The organism is Streptococcus oralis subsp. tigurinus, assembly GCF_002356415.1.
GTDB classification, from domain to species: Bacteria; Bacillota; Bacilli; order Lactobacillales; family Streptococcaceae; genus Streptococcus; species Streptococcus oralis_F.
Window position 1 is genome coordinate 1621871 of the sequence record NZ_AP018338.1, and the last position, 16968, is coordinate 1638838.

Sequence of the window (16968 nt, forward strand, 5' to 3'; positions counted from 1 at the left end):
AGTGCAAGCATTTTGATTATTTCAATTTATCTGCTTCATAGGTGTGAACAAGATCAAGACCTGCAAAATTCTGCTGGCGAAGAGCCTCATATACAATCATGCAGACGGTATTCGAAACATTGAGACTGCGGACGTGTTCATCGTTCATAGGAATACGGAGTGCTTTCTCAGGATGTTCTCGCATAAAGTCCTCAGGCAAGCCCTTGTCTTCACGTCCAAAGAGAAAATAATGGTCCTCGTCAGTCGATAAATCTACCTCAGAATACACCTTCTCAGCAAATTTCGAAATCAGATAGAGTTTTCCCTTCATCTGAGACATGAAATCTTCCAAGCTGTCATAAAAATAAATATCTAACTTATCCCAATAATCTAATCCAGCTCGCTTCATCTTGCGATCATCAATAGGAAATCCCATCGGTTTGATGATGTGAAGGGGAGAATTGGTCGCAGCGCAAGTACGCGCAATGTTACCTGTATTTTGTGGAATCTGAGGTTCAAATAATACAATGTGATTTGTCATGACTTGCTTCCTTTCACCATTGCAAAAAAATAGCCACACTGCCCGGAGTCAAGCTCAGCAAACAGCGTGGTTAAGGCATCGTTAACTTACCTCACAACAGGTTTGAAGTAAATCAGCGAAGCTGCTTTCTTAGTATAACACTTTCAGAATCATTGTCAATAGAAACGACTTGATTTTTTTACTTTTTTTGATAATATTTCCATACTTAGTCATTCTTTTTCTGAGAAAGGATATTAAATGAGCGAAATCACTTCATATAATAGACATTTCTATGAAAGGTGAGCAATTTTATCTTTGAAAACTTACAAAAAGTCTTTTCTTATCCTCTAAAATGGCTTGGTAAGTGCATTTTTTGCGAAAAAAGGGTATGATAGTTACATCATGAAAAAGTAGGGTTTTTATATGAAAATTGTCCTTGTTGGTGGAGGGAAAGTCGGTTTCGCCCTCTGTCGTTCACTGGTTGCAGAAAAACACGACGTTGTCCTCATCGAACAAGATGAGGCTGTTCTCGATCATATTGTCAGTCGCTTTGATATCATGGGACTCCTTGGAAATGGAGCAGACTTTGCTATCTTAGAGCAAGCCGGCGTTCAAGAGTGTGATATCTTTATTGCTCTAACGGAACACGATGAAGTGAATATGATTTCAGCAGTACTTGCTAAAAAAATGGGCGCTAAAGAAACCATCGTTCGAGTGCGAAATCCTGAATACTCCAATGCCTATTTCAAAGAGAAAAATATTCTTGGATTCTCACTTATCGTTAACCCAGAACTCCTAGCCGCCCGTGCTATCTCAAATATCATTGATTTCCCGAATGCACTCTCAGTTGAGCGGTTCTCAGGGGGACGGGTCAACCTGATGGAGTTTGTTGTCAAAGATTCCAGTGGTCTCTGTCAAATGCCAATCTCAGATTTTCGTAAAAAATTTGGCAATATCATTGTCTGCGCTATGGAACGAGACCATCAACTTATGATTCCGAGCGGTGATATCACCATTCAGGACAGAGATAGGATTTTTGTTACTGGGAATCGTGTGGATATGATGCTCTTCCATAACTATTTCAAATCACGTGCAGTGAAAAGCTTGCTCATCGTTGGTGCTGGAAAAATTGCTTATTACCTACTTGGCATTTTAAAAGATAGCCGTATTGACACTAAAGTTATCGAGATTAATCCTGAGAGAGCTCGTCTCTTCAGTGAAAAATTTCCAAATCTCTATATCGTACAGGGAGATGGAACTGCCAAAGATATCTTGCTTGAGGAAAGTGCTCCCAACTATGATGCAGTTGCAACTTTGACTGGGGTTGATGAGGAAAACATCATTACCTCTATGTTCTTAGACCGTGTTGGTGTCCATAAGAATATCACCAAGGTGAATCGAACTAGCCTTTTAGAGATTATCCATGCACCTGATTTTTCAAGTATCATCACACCCAAAAGCATTGCAGTGGATACCATTATGCACTTTATCCGTGGTCGAGTAAACGCCCAATACTCAGACCTTCAAGCCATGCACCATCTAGCAAACGGTCAAATTGAAACTCTTCAATTCCAAATCAAGGAAGCTAATAAAATGACTGCCAAACCTCTTTCACAGTTGAAATTGAAAAAAGGGGTTCTCATCGCAGCCATTATCCGAAAAGGAAAAACAATCTTCCCTACTGGAGAGGATAGACTTGAGGTAGGAGATCAGTTACTCGTGACGACTTTACTACCAAATATCACCAAGATTTATGATCTGATTGAGAGGTAAAAGATGAATAAAAGTATGATTCGTTACCTCCTCTCAAAACTTCTCTTGATTGAGGCGGTTCTCCTCCTAGTACCCGTTAGCGTAGCAACCTATTATCAAGAATCTAGCCAAGTATTTACAGCTCTCTTTACAACAATTGGAATTTTAATACTTCTTGGTAGCTTGGGAATTTTACGGAAACCCAAAAATCAGCGAATTTATACTAAGGAGGGAGTCTTAATCGTCGCCCTCTGTTGGATTCTATGGTCTTTCTTTGGAGCACTTCCCTTTGTCTTTTCAGGACAAATCCCAAGCGTCATCGATGCCTTCTTTGAAATCAGTTCTGGTTTTACAACTACAGGAGCGACCATTCTGACAGATGTCTCAGTTCTCAGCCGTTCCCTCCTCTTCTGGCGAAGTTTTACTCACTTGATTGGAGGGATGGGGGTACTCGTCTTCGCGCTTGCCATTATGGACAATGCCAAGAATAGTCACTTAGAGGTGATGAAGGCTGAGGTCCCTGGGCCTGTCTTCGGTAAGGTTGTATCCAAACTGAAAAATACCGCCCAGATTCTCTATCTGCTTTATTTAGGGCTCTTCTCACTTTTTGTAGTCATCTACTATCTAGCTGGTATGCCCCTATTTGATAGCTTTGTCATCGCTATGGGAACGGCAGGAACCGGAGGCTTCACCGTCTATAACGACGGAATTGCCCACTACGGCAGCTCACTCATCACCTATCTCGTCAGTATCGGGGTTCTGGTTTTTGGGGTTAACTTCAATCTCTACTATTACCTTATGCTCCGTCGGGTTAAGGCTTTCTTTGGAGATGAAGAACTTCGCACGTATGTAATCATTGTCCTAGTTTCTACCGGCTTGATTACGCTCAATACGCTCCATCTCTACCAAGGTGTCTCTAAGAGCTTTGAAATGGCCCTCTTTCAGGTTTCCAATATCATCACAACAACTGGTTTTGGTTATGGAGATATCACCAACTGGCCCCTCTTCTCCCAATTTATCCTCCTCTTCCTCATGGGAATCGGTGGATCTGCTGGATCAACCGCAGGTGGACTCAAAGTTATCAGAGGGCTCATCCTTTCAAAAATTGCAAAAAATCAGATCTTGTCCATCTTATCTCCTCATCGCGTATTGACTCTACATGTCAATAAAACTGTGATTGATAAGGATACCCAGCACAAGGTCCTAAAATATTTTGTCATTTATGTGATGATTTTACTGTCACTTATCTTCATTGTCAGTCTAGATAACAATGATTTTCTAGTTGTTACCAGTGCTGTCTTCAGTTGTTTCAATAACATCGGACCTATTCTAGGTACAACTTCTAGTTTTGCTATCTTTAGTCCCATCTCTAAAATACTTCTCTCATTTGCAATGATTGCAGGTCGTCTAGAGATTTATCCCATTTTGCTTCTCTTTATGAAACGTACCTGGTCCAAACGCTAATCACAATAAAACTCCCCTTTTACAAGCTAGTGAAAGGGGAATTTTTCTATTAAAAATGAGAAGACCTTTCGGTCCTCTCCTAATCTGTTTATTTTTTAAGTGCTTCTTTGTAGCGAGCAACTTCCGCTTGATTAGCCCAAACATAGTGACCTGGACGAATTTCCACCATAGATGGTTTGTCTGTCTCATAGTCATGTTGGCTAGGGTCATAGACTTTCAAGACCTTCTTACGTTCCAAGATTGGATCTGGAATCGGTACAGCAGATAGAAGCGCTTGAGTGTACGGATGAACCGGATTGTTAAACAACTCCTCTGTCTCCGCTACTTCAACGATAACACCCTTATAGATAACTGCGATACGATCTGAGATAAAGCGAACAACTGACAAGTCATGCGCGATAAAGAGATAGGTCAAGCCCAATTCTTTTTGAAACTTCTTGAGCAAGTTCAAGACTTGCGCACGAACAGACACGTCCAAGGCTGAAATTGGCTCATCCGCAATAACGAAATCAGGTTCCATCACAAGAGCACGGGCAATCCCAATACGTTGACGTTGACCACCAGAAAACTCGTGTGGGTAACGGGTCAAGTGCTCTTTCAAAAGACCAACTTCATGAATCATCTTTTGAACTTTTTCTTTTCGCTCTTCTTCATCTTTGAACAAGTGGTAGTTGTAAAGACCTTCAGAGATGATATAGTCAACTGTCGCACGTTCATTTAAGCTGGCTGCAGGGTCTTGGAAAATCATCTGGATACGGCGGATCAACTCTGAAGATTCCTTATGAGATTTTTTCCCATTGATCTTATGACCGTCAAAGATGATTTCACCTTTACTAGTATTATTCAAACCAATAATGGCACGACCAATCGTCGTTTTCCCACTACCAGATTCACCAACGAGAGAGAAAGTTTCTCCCTTGTTGATAAAGAAGTTAGCGTTTTTAACGGCAACAAACTTCTTACTTCCTTCACCGAAGGAAATTTCTAAATCTTTAATTTCTACTAATTTTTCAGACATTTCCTTCCTCCTAGTCTTCTAGATGAGCAAAGCCCATTTTATCACGAATTTTATCATGTAAATCTGCGATGATTTCTGGTTTTTCAACCTTAGGAGCATTCTCATGAAGCAACCAAGTCTTAGCCCAGTGAGTATCAGTGACTGAAAACTGAGGTGCTTTCTGTTCAAAGTCAATTTGCATCGCATAATCTGAACGAAGGGCAAAGGCATCACCTTTCAACTCCGTATAAAGAGACGGCGGTGTTCCTGGGATAGAGTACAATTCCCCTTTATCATCAGCGAGCTGTGGCAAGCTAGACAAGAGACTCCAAGTATATGGATGACGTGGGTCGTAGAAGACTTCCTCAACAGTACCATATTCTACAATTTCACCAGCATACATAACCGCTACCTTGTCCGCAATACTTGCTACCACACCAAGGTCATGGGTGATAAAGATAATGGTGAAGTGGTACTCATTTTGCAAAGTTTTAAGCAAATCAATGATTTGCGCTTGAATGGTTACGTCAAGGGCCGTTGTTGGCTCATCACAGATCAAGATATCTGGACGACACGCAAGGGCAATGGCAATAACGATACGTTGGCGCATCCCTCCAGAATATTGGAAAGGATACTCGTCAAAACGTTTTTCAGCGTCTGGAATTCCGACCTTGTTCATATAGTCGATTGCCATTTCTTTGGCTTCCTTAGCTGTTTTCCCTTGGTGTTTAACGATAACTTCTGTGATTTGGCTACCGATTGTATTGATTGGGTCCAAACTTGTCATTGGGTCTTGGAAGATGGTCGCAATTTTAGCACCACGGATTTTCTCCCATTCTTTGTTCGAAGTCAAGGCTGTCAAGTCTTGTCCACGATAGTCGATGCTTCCTTGGGCAATGCGTCCATTATCTTCTAACATCCCTGTAAAGGTTTTTGTTAATACAGATTTACCAGAACCAGACTCACCTACCAAGGCAAGAACTTCTCCTTCAATCAGTTCTAGAGAAACGCCTCTGATAGCTGTTAGAACTTTGTCACGAACGTCAAATTCCACGACGATATCGCGAGCAGTCAAAATTACATTACTTTCTTTTGTCATGTCTACTCCTATCTATGTGTACGTGGATCACTAGCATCCGCTAAGTTCTGACCAACAACGAATAGAGATAGGGATACCAAAATCAAGGTTGTCAATGGAATCCAGAACAAGTACGCGTTGGTCGTAACGTTTTGTGAGTAATCTGAGATCAAACGTCCCAAACTTGGCACTGTTACAGGCAATCCCAATCCAAAGAAAGAAAGGAATGCCTCATAAGAGATAAAGCTTGGCAACATCAAGGTCATCGTAGAAACAATAACAGATACCAATTGTGGCATGATATTTTTAACGATGATTTTAAAGGTTGGTGTTCCAAGTGTTTGAGAAGCAAGGTTGTATTCCAAGTCACGGTAACGCATGATTTGAATACGAATTGAATAAGCAATACCGATCCAAGTCGTCACACTCATAGCGAAGATCAAATTCCAGAAACCAGCACCAATTGAGTAAGTCAAGACGATAACAATCAAGAGAGATGGAATGTTTGAAATAATGTTATAAACTTCCATCATGACGCGGTCAACAGATTTGGAAATCCCCCAAATTCCACCAACAATAACCCCAATTACAAGGTTAATAAAAGTGGCAATTACAGAGATAAGAATTGAATTACGCGCACCAAACCAAACCCCGTCAAACAAGGATTTACCATTACTATCTGTACCAAACCAATGTTCAGCATTGGGCTTGATAAAACGAGCACTAAAGTCATTGACCTTACTTACATCGTTGAAGTCAAAATCTGAGAACATTGGGTAAATAAAGCTCATCAAGATAATGGCAACCAAAATTCCTAGCATAATGACTGTTGATTTTTTCTTTAAAAACTGTCTAAATACAGAGCCCCAGTAAGAGTAGGCAGGAGCATCAATCGTTTCAGAGGCAAAATCATCACGTTTTACGAACTGAAATTTTTCTTTATCAATTGTTGACATTATTTGCCTCCTTTCTCTGTCAATTTAATACGTGGGTCAAGCATAGTCATCCAGATATCTCCTACAAAGAGTGAGAAGATAGAAATACATGTAAAGATGAAGACGAGACCAACTACCATTGAGTTATTTGATGCCTTAACAGAGTCAATCAACATTTTACCCATACCTGGGAAGGCGAAGACTGTTTCTGTCAATGTTGCACCACCAATAACCCCGATTACGGCACCTGGAATACCTGAAACCAAAGGAACCATGGCATTTTTAAAGACGTGTTTATTTGAGATTTCTTTTTCAGATAAACCTTTTGCACGAGCAAAACGGACAAAGTCCTGAGATTGCAAGTCAATCATGTAACGACGAATCCAGATTGCTGTACTTGGTGCTCCCAGCAAACCTAGAATGACTGCTGGCAAGACATAGGAACGCCAATCTCCAGCCCCCAAGATAGGGAATGAGTCAGGCAGACCAATAGATGATCCAATCAAGCGAACGATATAAACCAAGGCAATCGTTGGAAGTGCAAGCAAGAAGGTTAGAACACCTGTTGAGAAGCTGTCAATCCAAGTATTCTTGTGGCGAGCCATAGCAGATCCAAGAGGAATCGCAATAGCATAAGAAATAATCAAACCAATCAAACCAGCAACAGCTGAGCTTGCAATCATAGATGGATATTGGTAGTTACTTTCTGTAGCTGTATATGGATCGTCTTTACCATAGTTAGCTATTTCACGCGCATCTGCTTGACTTGGAGATTTGTAGGTACGAGAGTAAATATCTACAGACGAAGTCTTTTTACCAGTAGGGAATTGAACTTCTGATGTCTTAGTTTGTCCTTGACCTTGTGTGATAACTTGAAGCACTGGCGTGTTCGCATAAGTTGGGTAAGAGTCACCCAAGTTAATGTTCACAAAGTTTTGGTGTACAAACGGGAATTGATTGTTGAAATACAAAAGGTATTTATGTTTGGTACCTGAACCAACCAATGACCAACCGATAGCAGGGTCATTTTCAAAACGAAGATAACGTTCCAAGTTTGGATTTTCAGGGTCTTGAATCTTGTTTGTATGATCAATATCAAGTAAGTTCGCATAGAATTTGAAAACACGTTCAAAAATCGGAATTTCACGCGTAGCATAGAACTGACCACTCTCTGAAAAGACACCTAACGTCCAACCATTACCGAGTTGGTTGATGTATTTTTCGTAGATTGCCTTATTGGTATCATTGGCATCTACTGTTACAGATGAGTCCATCGTGCTAGCTTTTTCTTGCAACTCCTTGGTATCGTAGTACTCGATATAGCCCATACGTTCATAAACGGTATTCTCATAATTATCCCGCTTATCTGGAGTTGTTGCAATCTTGTTGTAGTTGGTATCCTGCTTGAAAATCAGTTTCCGAGGAACCATCGTATAGATAATCGTGTAGGTCAAGGTTGTCACCAAGAAAATAGACAACAATGAGCGCAAGACACGCATAAAAATATATTTTTTCATATCGTTTCCTTTTAAAATCCCAAAAGAACCTTCTCCTCATGGAGAGAAAGTTCTCTTGAGAGTTATTTATTTAACGTGATTCGTCAATTCTTTTTGAACTTTTTCGTTTGATTCTTTTTTCTCTTTGAGCCATTTCTCACGAGCTTGTTCGTAATCAGCTTTCGTTACAACCTTGTCTTGCAACTGAATATACTTGAAGTATACATCTGAGCTCTTATCTCCAGACTGGCTGTATGATGCAGAGAATGGTACAACACGAGAAATGAATGGTGCAGCACCACTTGATGACATAGCTGGCAAGAAGAGTGAGCTATCTGTCAACCAAGCTTGAGCAGCCGCGTATTTTTCATAACGAACATTCAAATCGTCAGTTTCTTTAGCAGCTTCATCAACTAACTTATCGTATTCTTTCAAACCAACTTGTGCAGCTGCTGCATTTGCTGGATCGTCGTAACCCATATATGTTTTTGTTTGCTCGCTATTAGTTGTTTTCAAGATATCAAGGTAAGTTGATGGATCTTCATAGTCTGGGTTCCACCCAACTGCTCCTGAGAGATCCCAATCTTCTGCCGCAGCGCTTGCAGCATAGTAAGTGATATTGTTCAACTCATCTTTAGAAACTTGTTGGATATCAATGACTACATTGCCTTCGCCAAGTACTGTTTCAACTGATTGTTTGAAAGATTGGATACGTGCGATATAGTTTTTAGATGTTTGGTCTACTGGAATATCCAAGTGGATAGGGAATTTCACACCTTCTGCTTCCAATGCAGTTTTAGCTTTGGCAAATTCGGCTTTGGCTTTATCGGCGTTGAAGAGTCCATCTTGACCATCCGCAAAGTTTACATTCTTCCACTCATCACCATAAGTAGCCATCTTTTCAGTTACCAAGTCACCGAAAGTTTTTTCACCTGCAGAGACAAAACCTGGTTTCACAAAGAGGTTACGAACTGCAAGAGGAGCACCTTCTTTACCATTGATTTGTGCTGAGTAAGAAGTACGGTCAAAGGCAAAGTTCAAAGCCTGACGGAAATCCTTGTTAAGAAGAGCTTTCTTAGTAGAAGTCTTCTCTTCATCAGTTGTCTTAGAAGTGTATTTGTAACCTTGACGGTCAATATTCACACCCAAACCAGCAATCCCTGGTCCTGATGGAGTGTAGAAGATGTTATCCTTATAGCTTTCTGCTACTTTAGAATAGTTTGAACTTGTTGGGAAAAGGCGAGCATAGCTGTATGCTCCACTTGTAAAGTTACGTTCAATGGACTCTTGGTCTGACCCATCATAGAAAGCAAGGGTAACTTTATCAAGGTGAACATTATCCTTATCCCAGTACTGCTCATTCTTAGCAAATTCGATAGAAGATTTAGTAGTCAAACCTTTTAGCAAGAACGGACCATTATAAAGCAAGGACGTAGGATCTGTTGCTTTGGCAAAATCTGATCCTTTTGATTTTTCAAAATCTTCGTTCAATGGCCAGAAGATTGAATAAGCCATCTTAGAGTTCCAATACGGTTCTGGTTGGTTCAAGGTATACTCAAGAGTATAATCATCAACTGCCTTCACACCTACCGTAGAAAAGTCTTTTGAATTTCCAGACAAATAATCAGACAATCCTTTAACAGAAGTTTCTGCTAGATATAGAGCTTCGGATTTCTTATCTGCTGCGTGTTTCAAACCATTTACGAAATCTTTAGCTGTTACTTCAGCGTACTCTTCTCCATCAGATGTCATCCATTTAACACCTTTACGGATTTTGTAGGTATAAGTCAAACCATCTTTTGAGACTGACCAGTCTTCCGCAACTGCGGGAGTCAAATTCCCATATTTGTCATTTGTGAAGAGACCATCAATGCCATTTGAAGTGGCAATCTTAGTACTTTGTTTCCCTGAAATGAGGTAATCCAATGTTTCTGGGTCAGCTGAATAGATATAACCATAATTTTTTGGCGCCGTTGAATCAGATGATTTAGAACCGCAGGCAGCTAGTACGCCAGTCGCTAATAAGGCAACCCCTGCTGCAACCAATACTCTGCTTTTTTTCATGTATATAACTCCTCTTGAAAAATTTAGGCTTATTGGAAATTATAACATATATCTTCTAAAAAGTAAACGAATTTTCAGAATATTTAGGCGTATATCTACAAAAAACTTCTCTTTGTCAGAATTTCCCCATTCTTTATTTGTATTTATAAGAAAAGAAAATTAATTTGTCTAGCTCTGTAAGCTTCATTTTTACAAGTTGCTTTTCCCTTTTTTCTTCACATGACATAATCTATCTTCTTAAATTGGATTTTAGAATAAGAAACTATTGACGGGAAATGATTTTCAAGGTATAATAATAAACGTTGAGGCGGTATAGCCAAGTGGTAAGGCACGGCTCTGCAAAAGCTTGATCGTCGGTTCAAATCCGTCTACCGCCTTTCAGTACCTGAATTAACAGGAATTAACCGAATAAAAAAGCCCGTAAAATCGGGCTTTTTTATTTTTTTCTTCGGATAAATACGGATAACTTTGAAAAACTTTTGGGGCGGATTGGGCGAAAATATAAAGCAGTGACTCAAGTCACTGCTTTATTCTGTTTCTTCTTCAGTCTCTATTTCAGTGATTTGGACTTTTACCTTGGTAACACGTCCGTTTTTCACCTTGTCATTGGTTAGGATGATTTGTTTGTTTTGGCTGACCAATTCATAACTGAGTTTTTCAGTCGTTGGAATCATTCCCACACCCGTCAAATAATAACCGGCGATGGTATCAACATCATCACTTTCTAGTTCCACATCAAAGTAGTCATTAAAATCATTAAGATTCATGGTACCTTGAACGATATAGGTATCTTCTCCTATTTGATGGACTTCAATTTCAGCCTTGTCAGTCTCATCATCAATCTCACCAACAATTTCTTCTAAGAGGTCTTCCAGAGTTACCAAACCAGCCATTCCACCGTATTCATCTAGTAAGATGGCCATTTGATTTTGGGTATTTCGAAGTTCTTTAAGAAGATCGTCCACAAAGATAGTCTCAGGCACAAATAGTGGCGTTTGGAGAATTCGTTTCCAGACAATATTGTCAAAACCATCCACAAAAGCGGCATTCAACAAGCGCTTGGTGTGAATCAAACCAATCACATTATCCTTATCACCATCATAAACAGGGATACGTGAGAAATTTTGCTTTAAAATACTCTCGATAATCGTTTGACTGTCATCCTGAATATCCACCATAAAGGCATCTGTTCGGGGCACCATTACCTCACGAGCCATTAGTTCATCTAAAGAAAAGACTCCCTGTAACATTTCAATCTCATCTGCATCCAGTGTTTCTTCACTATTAGTGAGCATGTACTCTATTTCATCACGTGTCATCTTTTCATCAGCATCATCAAAGGTCATTGGCGTCACACGGCTCAATAGATTAGTCGAGGCTGATAGGAGCCAAACAAAGGGACTGACAATTTTCCCCAAACCAATAATAACTGGCGCTGTTCGGATAGCTAAGGTATCTTTCAGATTTAGAGCAATTCTCTTGGGATAAAGTTCCCCAAAAACAATGGAAATATAGGTCAAAAACGCTAAAGATAGAAAACTTGCAATAGCGGAAGCTGTTTCACTGTTCCCTATCCAAGATGCAATTTCGCGTCCTAGAGTCTCCGCTAAACTGGCCCCAGACAAGATGGTAATTAACGTGATACCAACTTGAATCGTTGATAAAAAGTGGTTAGGATTTTCAAGTACCTTTAACAAACGGATGTAACGTTTGTCTCCCTCTTCTGCCTTTTGTTCTACTCGGGAACGGTTTAGTGACACCATTGCCATCTCAGTGGCTGAGAAAAAAGCATTTAACAAGGTCAAGATAAATAATAATACAAACTGTAGCAACAAATGCTGACTGCTCGGGTCTTCCATAGTCCTTCTCCTAAAATAGTATCTTGTGTTTCATTATATCATAAAATTCTTCAGGATTCACATTATTTTTCATTTAAACTACAACTCCCCTGCCTCTAGAAGACAAAGGAACTGTTTTATTGTATCTATTGTTTCTGATCTGTCACCGTTACTTGACCTGTTCGGTAATCAAGCTGGATTCCCTTTTGAACATTGGGGATTAGCACGTTGAACTCCAATTCGCCATCCGAAGATTTGGCTTCAATTTGTGAAGCAGATGGAACTAGATCCTCATTTGTCGCATAGTGGAGTGTCACGCGGTAACGGACCCTCTTGTTTTGGTCTAAGGCTTTTCTGACCAAACTCTCATAGTAGTTCTGACCTGTCGAATCCTCAGCCTGCGCTTGGTTCGCCCAAGCTGTCTGGACTGCAATGTTCTTGGGGTTGCTGGTAGAGGCATCAAAACCATCCAAACCACCTATCAAGGCATAGCCCAGCAGGTGTCCTCTATCAACTGCATGTGTATAGGCTCCCTTTAGATTCTTAACCTGATGCCATCCTGGTGGCGTCCAAGAGGTGGAGCCATTCCCAGTCTCTTCACGATTCTTATATTGCCGAGTCGCTTTGGATAAGATGGCATTGGCAACAGTTGGGACTGTTTCTTTTCCAACTATCTTTGTCTTATTATCCGCATAGGGTTTACTAGAAACCTTGGCATCTAGATTGGTTTTATTGCCATTGACAACAAAGGCTCCTGCTCCATTCCACTCGAGCTCCCCCTTGATTTGGTTTTTGATTGACTCAGTTAAGACACTTTTAGCCAGCTCCTGACTGGGAGCTTCTGAAGCTTGTTTTTTCTGACTAACCTTCGTTCTAGGGCTATTTGGTGCCGACTGCATCTGCTTGATATAATAGCTTCCCGCAGCCAAGAGTAAAAATAGAAGTAACCCTATCAAAGTCTGTCTTGTTTTTTTGTTCATTTTTCTCCTTGTTTCTTTAGAAAAAGACTGGTCTCCCAGTCTAATTTCCTGTAAATTTGCTAATCAATTCCTGCCACTTTGCTGGAGACAAAATCGCCCATGGATCCTGTCCCTTTCCTAGGATACCATAGCCAACCATTAAGCCGATTCCTAAAGCCAGAAAGCCAAGCAGTAGGACGATAAAAATCAACAGTAAACGACGGAGTACATAGCGTAAGTTTTTATTCTTCTTCATCATTCGCCTCGATTCGCTGAATCTTCGCTCCTAGCTGAGCCAATTTCTCATGGAAACGGTAGTAACCCCTATCAAGGTGGACTAACTTACCAACAACTGTTTCTCCCTGCGCCACCAGACCTGTCAAAATCAAGGCAGCACTAGCGCGAAGATCCGTTGATAGAACTTCTGCCCCTTGCAAAGCCTGCCCCCCTACAATACGAGCTGTGTCACGGATAATCTCTGAATGCAAGCCCATACGGCGCATTTCCTCTAAGTGTTGGAAGCGATTCTCAAACACCGTTTCCACCATGGTGGATTCCCCTTTTGCGACTGTCATCAGAGCTGTAAATTGCGCCTGCATATCTGTTGGGAATCCTGGATGTGGTAAGGTTTTTACATGAACAGCCTTGAGATTTTCAAGTTGAGAACGAACACGAATACCTTCTGACTCCTCTGTCACTTCAACACCCATCTCAAGTAGTTTTGAAATCAAGGGACGATTATGCTCCCAGACTGCATCACGAACGAGAACATCCCCACCTGTCATGGCTGCGGCTACCATAAAGGTTCCAGCTTCAATACGGTCCTGTACTACAGTATGAGTCGTACCATGGAGGTTCTCGACACCAGTCACTGTGATGGTTTCGGTACCAGCCCCCTTGACCTTGGCTCCCATTTCATTAAGGAAGATAGCGAGATCAACAATTTCTGGCTCACGCGCAGCATTTTCAATCACTGTCACACCATCAGCTAGAGTTGCTGCCATCATCAAGTTTTGTGTTGCGCCGACACTAGGAAAGTCCATGTAGATATGAGCGCCATGCAGGCGTTCTGCCTTGGCTTCGATGTAACCAGCTGTCTGGGTAATCTTTGCCCCCATAGCTTCCAAACCTTTGAGGTGAAGGTCGATGGGACGACTCCCGATGGTACATCCCCCTGGCATAGAAACTTTGGCATGGCCTACACGAGCAAGGATTGGTCCCAAGACAACGATGGATGCACGCATCTTGCTGACATACTTGTATGGAGCTTCCTCAGTGATATCACCAGTCGCATCGACCTCGACAACATGAGCTTCCTCATCAAAGTCCACCTTGGCATTCAGACCTCGAACCACTTGATTCATGGTGAAAACATCTGACAAGATTGGGACGTTCTGCAAGACTGTCTTCCCCTTGCTTGCTAGAATAGTCGCTGCCAACAAGGGCAAGACTGCATTCTTTGCTCCCTCGATCGTCACACTCCCGACCAGACGATTATCTCCGCCTTGAACCACAATTTTTTCCATAGTTGTTTCCTTTACTTTTGATTTTATAATAGTCCTCTAAGCGCTTCTTGCCACAGTTGGTACAAACTGATAAAGAATGAACTCAAGATGTAGCCCATCACAATACTAAAGAAGCCGACCAACAAACGAACCTTTTTTGTGTTAGTAGCGGTTACTTTTAAAACCTTTTCCCATCTCACAAGATCCTTCAAAAGGTAAAAACTCAAATAAATAAAGAGTAGATGACTACTTAGAGTGAATAATAATTGAACCATTTGACTATTATACCATCTTATCGGCTTGCGCGCTAGTTTTCAATTTTTCTACGAATTAGGGATTGTTTTTAAGGTAATCAATCGCATCCTGCAAGGTCTTAACCGGAACGATTTTCATCTCTGTTTTGATCGTTTTAGCAGCTTCTAGGGCTGTTTCATAGTTGCTTTTCGCATTGGGATCTGCTTTTTTTGCTTCCTCAGTGACTGGATTGTCAGGAGCAAAAAAGATGTTGGCTCCCTGACGAGAGGCTGCAACCACTTTTTTGTCAATTCCACCAATATCGCCAACATTTCCATCACGATCAATAGTTCCCGTTCCCGCAACGACGCGGCCATTACGAAGTCCTGGATCTGCTATCTGGGTGTAAATAGCTAGACTAAACATGAGACCGGCACTTGGCCCCCCGATACCAGCTGTTGAAAAACGAATGGGAACATCACTGGTCACTTCCGTACGGTCAATCAAACCAATCCCAATCCCGTTTTTTCCGTTTTCGAGAGTGATAATTTTACCTTCTGCAGACTTGACTTTTCCGTCTTCTTCATAAGTTACCTTGACCGTATCCCCTAATTGTTGAGAATTGACATAGTCGACCAAATCTTTGGAACTGTCAAACGTTTTGTCATTAACAGCCGTCACGGTATCTGCAATGTTCAGAATGCCCTTAAAAGTTGAATTGTCCGTCACGGTCAAGACATAGACACCCAGATACTTGAGTTCGATATCCTTTCCAGCCGTCTTCAGTCCTTGATACTTGGCCATGTTTTGGGATGTTTGCATGTAGAACTGATTGATCCGCATAAACTCTGCATCAGTAGAGCCACCCGTAGTCTCCTTAGCACTTCTAATATCCGTAAAAGGTGTTAACCAAGCATAGACAAGATGTGATAGGGTTGCGTGTCGAATACCGACCGTTACAAACTGGTAAGCTCCTGCTTCTGTATCTTCTGTTTCATTGACTTTTAAAACTTGACGAATATCTTCCGCTCCACCTGGAACTTCTATGTAGTAGGGTAAAGGTACTACAAAGGCTAAAAAAGTCAATACTAGTGCTAGGATGACATATAAGGGCCATCTAGTTTTTTTCTTCATGTTCTAATTCCTCCACAACACTGTTTGGGACATATTGCTGAATCTCCTGACCAAACTTCAGAAGTTCTCTCACGGCTGAAGAGCTAATATAAAGATGCTCTGGGCGACTATATAGGTAAATGGTTTCGATTTCTGGAGCCAGTTGATGATTATAGTAGTCAAAGCTAGACTCGTATTGCAAGTCTGTGGCATTCCGCAAGCCACGAACAAGGGTCTTAGCACCCAGTCTTCTTGCAACATCGACGACTAGCTGGTCATGAGAAGCTAGGACCTCTACATTATCTAAATGCGCCACAGCTTTTTCGACTGCCCGTTTGCGATTTTCAACAGGGAGAAAGCCTTGTTTGTGGGGATTGTAGAACACCCCGACATAAAGCTTATCAAAGAGTTTGCTGGCACGTTCAATGATATCCAGATGTCCATTTGTCATTGGATCAAATGAACCGGTAAATAATCCAATTTTATCTGACATAGACAGTCACCTTACTAATCCCATATATTTTTTCCTTCCATATGCCGAGGCAGGCAATTTCTTCTGGAAGTTCTACAGACTTATCGGTTTCGCAGACAACCATGATTTCTTCGGAAAATAGGTTTCTTTCTGCCATTTTTTCGATATCTGCAACGATTTGTTCCTTGGCATAGGGAGGGTCTAAAAAGACCAGGTCAAAGGGACCTGTCACCTGCTCCAAGGCCCGTTCAGCCTCCATCTTTAAGAGCTGAAATTTGGAAACTTCCTTGGTCATTTGGATATTTGCAGCGACGATAGCTTGTGCCCTTCTATCCCGTTCCACTAAGACAGCATGGGACATCCCTCTTGACACAGCTTCAATAGACAGACCACCACTGCCAGCATAGAGATCCAAGACACGACCGCCCTCAAAATAGGGACCTATCATGTTAAAGATAGCTCCACGCACCTTATCTGATGTCGGCCTCGTCGTCTTGCCTTCTAGCGTCTTGAGGGGACGCCCTCCGTAGATTCCTGATACGATTTTCATACCGTTTATTAT

16 protein-coding genes and 1 tRNA gene are annotated in these 16968 nt (G+C 41.3%); 3 read left to right on the forward strand and 14 right to left on the reverse strand.

Features of this window, described 5'->3' with window-relative positions; translation table 11 throughout:
* Positions 1-16 precede the first annotated feature (16 nt).
* Positions 17-520: a tRNA (cytidine(34)-2'-O)-methyltransferase gene (locus STO1_RS08270; protein WP_000181354.1), complete on the reverse strand. Its 504-nt coding sequence runs from the start codon at positions 518-520 to the stop codon at positions 17-19.
* Positions 521-922: 402 nt separating this feature from the next.
* Here STO1_RS08270 and trkA point away from each other — a divergent pair, with 402 nt between their 5' ends.
* Entirely contained in the window at positions 923-2272 is a 1350-nt protein-coding gene (gene trkA, locus STO1_RS08275; RefSeq protein WP_000706803.1) for a Trk system potassium transporter TrkA, read from the forward strand.
* Between the two features lie 3 nt (positions 2273-2275).
* Positions 2276-3715 (forward strand): TrkH family potassium uptake protein, encoded by a 1440-nt coding sequence (locus tag STO1_RS08280; RefSeq protein ID WP_001043439.1) that lies wholly within the window; start codon positions 2276-2278, stop codon positions 3713-3715.
* An 88-nt stretch (positions 3716-3803) separates the two neighbouring features.
* Here the strand turns inward: STO1_RS08280 and STO1_RS08285 are convergent, their stop codons facing one another.
* The 5 genes from STO1_RS08285 to STO1_RS08305 form a co-directional block, all read right to left on the reverse strand.
* Positions 3804-4733 carry an ATP-binding cassette domain-containing protein gene (locus tag STO1_RS08285; protein WP_001291314.1) on the reverse strand — a complete coding sequence of 310 codons (930 nt, stop codon included), beginning with the start codon at positions 4731-4733 and terminating at the stop codon, positions 3804-3806.
* Positions 4734-4743: 10 nt separating this feature from the next.
* Complete coding sequence (locus STO1_RS08290) at positions 4744-5811, reverse strand: ABC transporter ATP-binding protein (RefSeq protein ID WP_000159803.1); 1068 nt, start codon at positions 5809-5811, stop codon at positions 4744-4746.
* A gap of 8 nt (positions 5812-5819) precedes the next feature.
* On the reverse strand, positions 5820-6746 hold the full coding sequence (gene oppC, locus STO1_RS08295; protein ID WP_000103693.1) for an oligopeptide ABC transporter permease OppC: 927 nt from the start codon (positions 6744-6746) through the stop codon (positions 5820-5822).
* Positions 6746-8242 (reverse strand): ABC transporter permease, encoded by a 1497-nt coding sequence (locus STO1_RS08300; RefSeq protein WP_000759887.1) that lies wholly within the window; start codon positions 8240-8242, stop codon positions 6746-6748. Before STO1_RS08300 ends, oppC begins: the two co-directional genes overlap by 1 nt.
* Before the next feature lie 66 nt (positions 8243-8308).
* On the reverse strand, positions 8309-10285 hold the full coding sequence (locus STO1_RS08305; protein WP_096422792.1) for a peptide ABC transporter substrate-binding protein: 1977 nt from the start codon (positions 10283-10285) through the stop codon (positions 8309-8311).
* Between the two features lie 306 nt (positions 10286-10591).
* Here STO1_RS08305 and STO1_RS08310 point away from each other — a divergent pair.
* Positions 10592-10662, forward strand: a tRNA-Cys gene (locus tag STO1_RS08310).
* Between the two features lie 150 nt (positions 10663-10812).
* Here the strand turns inward: STO1_RS08310 and STO1_RS08315 are convergent.
* The 8 genes from STO1_RS08315 to rsmD form a co-directional block, all read right to left on the reverse strand.
* Positions 10813-12144, reverse strand: a complete 1332-nt coding sequence (locus tag STO1_RS08315) for a hemolysin family protein (RefSeq protein WP_000390009.1) — start codon at positions 12142-12144, stop codon at positions 10813-10815.
* 125 nt (positions 12145-12269) lie between these two features.
* Positions 12270-13103 carry a DNA/RNA non-specific endonuclease gene (locus STO1_RS08320; RefSeq protein WP_096422794.1) on the reverse strand — a complete coding sequence of 278 codons (834 nt, stop codon included), beginning with the start codon at positions 13101-13103 and terminating at the stop codon, positions 12270-12272.
* 40 nt (positions 13104-13143) lie between these two features.
* The gene (locus STO1_RS08325; protein ID WP_000739701.1) at positions 13144-13338 is read right to left on the reverse strand and encodes a DNA-directed RNA polymerase subunit beta; all 195 of its coding nucleotides are present in this window, start codon (positions 13336-13338) and stop codon (positions 13144-13146) included.
* The gene (gene murA, locus STO1_RS08330; RefSeq protein ID WP_033585515.1) at positions 13325-14608 is read right to left on the reverse strand and encodes a UDP-N-acetylglucosamine 1-carboxyvinyltransferase; all 1284 of its coding nucleotides are present in this window, start codon (positions 14606-14608) and stop codon (positions 13325-13327) included. Before murA ends, STO1_RS08325 begins: the two co-directional genes overlap by 14 nt.
* Positions 14609-14631: 23 nt before the next feature.
* Positions 14632-14862 carry a DUF1146 family protein gene (locus STO1_RS08335; RefSeq protein ID WP_080568240.1) on the reverse strand — a complete coding sequence of 77 codons (231 nt, stop codon included), beginning with the start codon at positions 14860-14862 and terminating at the stop codon, positions 14632-14634.
* 55 nt (positions 14863-14917) lie between these two features.
* Positions 14918-15955: a SepM family pheromone-processing serine protease gene (locus STO1_RS08340; protein WP_096422796.1), complete on the reverse strand. Its 1038-nt coding sequence runs from the start codon at positions 15953-15955 to the stop codon at positions 14918-14920.
* A complete protein-coding gene (coaD, locus tag STO1_RS08345) occupies positions 15939-16427 on the reverse strand; it encodes a pantetheine-phosphate adenylyltransferase (protein WP_084872220.1) in 489 nt (162 codons plus the stop codon). Before coaD ends, STO1_RS08340 begins: the two co-directional genes overlap by 17 nt.
* A complete protein-coding gene (gene rsmD / locus STO1_RS08350) occupies positions 16417-16956 on the reverse strand; it encodes a 16S rRNA (guanine(966)-N(2))-methyltransferase RsmD (RefSeq protein ID WP_000706949.1) in 540 nt (179 codons plus the stop codon). Before rsmD ends, coaD begins: the two co-directional genes overlap by 11 nt.
* Between the last annotated feature and the right edge of the window lie 12 nt (positions 16957-16968).

What these genes read in the sequence shown, in the direction of transcription:
- STO1_RS08270 (WP_000181354.1), bottom strand. Translation starts at nt 520, where the DNA reads ATGACAAATCACATTGTATTATTTGAACCTCAGATTCCACAAAATACA.
- trkA (WP_000706803.1), top strand. Translation starts at nt 923, where the DNA reads ATGAAAATTGTCCTTGTTGGTGGAGGGAAAGTCGGTTTCGCCCTCTGT.
- STO1_RS08280 (WP_001043439.1), top strand. Translation starts at nt 2,276, where the DNA reads ATGAATAAAAGTATGATTCGTTACCTCCTCTCAAAACTTCTCTTGATT.
- STO1_RS08285 (WP_001291314.1), bottom strand. Translation starts at nt 4,733, where the DNA reads ATGTCTGAAAAATTAGTAGAAATTAAAGATTTAGAAATTTCCTTCGGT.
- STO1_RS08290 (WP_000159803.1), bottom strand. Translation starts at nt 5,811, where the DNA reads ATGACAAAAGAAAGTAATGTAATTTTGACTGCTCGCGATATCGTCGTG.
- oppC (WP_000103693.1), bottom strand. Translation starts at nt 6,746, where the DNA reads ATGTCAACAATTGATAAAGAAAAATTTCAGTTCGTAAAACGTGATGAT.
- STO1_RS08300 (WP_000759887.1), bottom strand. Translation starts at nt 8,242, where the DNA reads ATGAAAAAATATATTTTTATGCGTGTCTTGCGCTCATTGTTGTCTATT.
- STO1_RS08305 (WP_096422792.1), bottom strand. Translation starts at nt 10,285, where the DNA reads ATGAAAAAAAGCAGAGTATTGGTTGCAGCAGGGGTTGCCTTATTAGCG.
- STO1_RS08315 (WP_000390009.1), bottom strand. Translation starts at nt 12,144, where the DNA reads ATGGAAGACCCGAGCAGTCAGCATTTGTTGCTACAGTTTGTATTATTA.
- STO1_RS08320 (WP_096422794.1), bottom strand. Translation starts at nt 13,103, where the DNA reads ATGAACAAAAAAACAAGACAGACTTTGATAGGGTTACTTCTATTTTTA.
- STO1_RS08325 (WP_000739701.1), bottom strand. Translation starts at nt 13,338, where the DNA reads ATGAAGAAGAATAAAAACTTACGCTATGTACTCCGTCGTTTACTGTTG.
- murA (WP_033585515.1), bottom strand. Translation starts at nt 14,608, where the DNA reads ATGGAAAAAATTGTGGTTCAAGGCGGAGATAATCGTCTGGTCGGGAGT.
- STO1_RS08335 (WP_080568240.1), bottom strand. Translation starts at nt 14,862, where the DNA reads ATGGTTCAATTATTATTCACTCTAAGTAGTCATCTACTCTTTATTTAT.
- STO1_RS08340 (WP_096422796.1), bottom strand. Translation starts at nt 15,955, where the DNA reads ATGAAGAAAAAAACTAGATGGCCCTTATATGTCATCCTAGCACTAGTA.
- coaD (WP_084872220.1), bottom strand. Translation starts at nt 16,427, where the DNA reads ATGTCAGATAAAATTGGATTATTTACCGGTTCATTTGATCCAATGACA.
- rsmD (WP_000706949.1), bottom strand. Translation starts at nt 16,956, where the DNA reads ATGAAAATCGTATCAGGAATCTACGGAGGGCGTCCCCTCAAGACGCTA.